Source organism: Flavobacteriales bacterium (assembly GCA_013214975.1).
In the GTDB taxonomy this organism is placed as follows: Bacteria; Bacteroidota; Bacteroidia; order DT-38; family DT-38; genus DT-38.
Genome location: JABSPR010000219.1, coordinates 1 through 2,995, shown reverse-complemented (window position 1 = coordinate 2,995; position 2,995 = coordinate 1). Strand labels below are relative to the sequence as shown.

3 protein-coding genes are annotated in these 2,995 nt (G+C 36.7%); 2 read left to right on the top strand and 1 reads right to left on the bottom strand.

Going from position 1 to position 2,995, the window contains the following annotated elements:
* Positions 1-422, bottom strand: a 422-nt coding sequence (locus HRT72_07405) for a transketolase (protein NQY67532.1), incomplete at its 3' end; no start/stop codon positions are given.
* Positions 423-586: 164 nt separating this feature from the next.
* Here HRT72_07405 and ychF point away from each other — a divergent pair.
* A complete protein-coding gene (ychF, locus tag HRT72_07400; protein NQY67531.1) occupies positions 587-1,684 on the top strand; it encodes a redox-regulated ATPase YchF in 1,098 nt (365 codons plus the stop codon).
* 129 nt (positions 1,685-1,813) lie between these two features.
* The coding region (locus tag HRT72_07395; protein NQY67530.1) for an ATP-binding protein at positions 1,814-2,995 on the top strand (1,182 nt) is incomplete at its 3' end.

The window sequence follows — 2,995 nt, the reverse complement described above, 5'->3', positions numbered from 1 at the left end:
TTATCGTCGTCAAGTTTTTTAGTTAGTGCTGCTCCAATTCCTACCGATAATCCTTGCCCTAAAGATCCTGATGCAATTCTAATTCCTTCTAATCCTTCTTCTGTAGCAGGATGGCCTTGTAGTCTCGAATTTAGCTTTCTGAAAGTCGCCAATTCAGATACATTGAAATAACCACTTCTCGCTAATACACTATACCAAACAGGAGAAATGTGTCCGTTAGATAGGAAGAACATGTCTTCTCCTTTACCTTCCATTGTGAAGTTTTTAGCATTATGATTCATTACTTCGAAGTACAACGCAGTAATAAAATCAGTACATCCTAAAGATCCACCTGGGTGACCTGAGTTTACCGCATGAACCATGCGTACAATGTCTCGTCTTACTTGAGAACTAACATTTTTCAATTCGCTTATTTCGGCCATAGTTTGAGTGTAAAATTCAGCCAAATTTAAATCAATTTACTAGAGGAAAAGAGCATTGTTCATAAATATTGATAGTTCGTTTTTTCTTGTATTCAATTTGTTCAGAACACTGGAATAAGCTGCACTTTTAATATCTTTGCCGACTAATTCATAAAAGTACAACCGTGGGATTAAAATGTGGTATCGTCGGACTTCCGAATGTTGGGAAATCAACTCTGTTTAATTGCTTGTCTAATGCAAAAGCGCAAGCTGCTAATTTCCCATTCTGTACAATAGAACCGAATGTTGGTGTTATTACTGTTCCGGATAGTAGATTAACGGAGTTAGAAAAGCTAGTTAATCCAGAGCGTGTTGTGCCGGCTGTTATCGAAATTGTAGATATCGCAGGACTAGTTAAGGGGGCCAGTAAAGGAGAGGGGTTAGGAAATAAATTTCTCACCAATATTAGAGAAACGGACGCTATTATTCATGTGATCCGATGTTTTGAAGATGAGAACGTAGTTCACGTGGATGGTAATATTGATCCAATAAGGGATAAGGAAACTATAGACTATGAACTTCAAATCAAAGACTTGGAGATGATAGACAAGCGAATTGAGAAAACTATTAAAATTGCTAAAACTGGAAATAAAGATGCTGTAAGAGAGCTTGAAATCTTAAAAGCGATTAAGCAAAAACTTGAAGAAGGAAAAGCAGCTCGTGAAGTTGAAGTGGATGAGAAGTCTCAAGTATTTGTGAAAGGGTTGCAGTTGCTTACTACTAAACCGATTCTTTATGTATGTAATGTGGATGAAGCTTCAGCAACAAAAGGAAATGCATTTGTTGATGCGGTTAAAGAGAATGTGAAAAATGAAAATGCTGAAGTGATAATTATTACTGCAGCAATGGAAGCTGATATTGCCTCCTTTGATGATCACGAGGAAAAGCAAATGTTCTTGGATGATTTAGGATTGAAAGAGCCAGGAGTTTCTGTGCTAATTCGTTCTGCATATCGCTTATTAAGTTTGTCAACTTACTTTACAGCTGGTGTGAAAGAGGTTAGGGCTTGGACAATTAAAGTTGGGTACACGGCACCTCAAGCAGCAGGTGTTATACATGGGGATTTTGAAAGAGGCTTTATTAAAGCAGAGGTTATTAAACTAAGAGACTATATCAATTTGGGTTCTGAGAACGCATGTAAAGAGGCAGGAAAGCTTTCTATGGAAGGGAAAGAGTATATCGTTGAAGATGGCGATGTAATGAACTTTAAATTCAATGTATAATCTAAAAACAGTTAATAACTCTGTTCAAAACTGTTTTATTCGTAAATAGATAAGGCACAACATATTTTCTACATTTGGTTTTCTTGAAACGCCCAGTATCTAGTAGTTTCAAAGAGTTTGACCGAAAAAATGGCAGAAAATTACACTGAAGACAGTATAAAGTCGCTAGACTGGAAGGAGCACATCAGGATGCGTCCCGGTATGTACATTGGTAAGTTAGGAGATGGTTCTGCTTACGATGACGGTATCTATGTGCTTGTTAAAGAGGTGGTTGATAATTGCATAGATGAATATGTAATGGGTAATGGTAGGAAAATAGAAATTACCATTAAAGACAATAAAGTTTCTGTTCGAGACTACGGTAGAGGAATTCCATTGGGCAAAGTAGTCGATTGCGTTTCTAAGATTAATACTGGTGGTAAATACGATTCCCAAGCGTTTAAAAAATCTGTAGGATTAAACGGGGTTGGAACCAAGGCAGTAAATGCGTTGTCTAGTTATTTCAAAGCAGGATCCATCCGCGAAGGCAAATTGAAAGAAGCTGAGTTTGAAAAAGGAGAAGTCACAAACAATGCTAATCTTCAGAAGACAAAAGAAGAGACAGGAACTAGCATCGAGTTTATTCCAGACGAATCAATTTTTGGTAAATATCATTTTGTAAATGAATATATAGAAAAGCTGTTATGGAATTATGTATATCTAAACACTGGCTTATCTATATGGTTTAATGGAAAGAGATATCATTCTAAGAATGGTTTATTAGACTTGTTAAATGCCAATATTTCAGGATCTACTTTATATCCAATTATTCATTTGTCGGGCTATGATATCGAAGTTGCCATTACGCATGGTGCTTCGTACGGCGAGGAGTATTATTCGTTTGTGAACGGCCAGCACACAACACAAGGAGGTACACATCATTCTGCGTTTAGAGAAGCGGTAGTGCGAGTTGTAAGAGACTTCTTTAAAAAAGAATATGATGCAATAGATGTTCGGTCTTCTATAATAGCAGCAATAAGTATTAAGGTGATGGAGCCAGTTTTTGAGTCACAAACAAAAACCAAACTAGGTTCTCAATATGTAGAAGAAGGTGGAGTTACCATCCGAAATTTCATCATGGATTTCTTGAAAACAGATCTAGATAATTTCTTTCACAAAAACCCAGATGTTACTGAGGCGATCCAAAAGAAAATCCTTCAATCTGAAAAAGAAAGAAAGGATATGGCTGGTATTCGTAAGATTGCCAGAGAAAGAGCCAAGAATGCAAATCTGCATAACAAAAAACTAAGAGATTGTAGAGTTCATTATAAC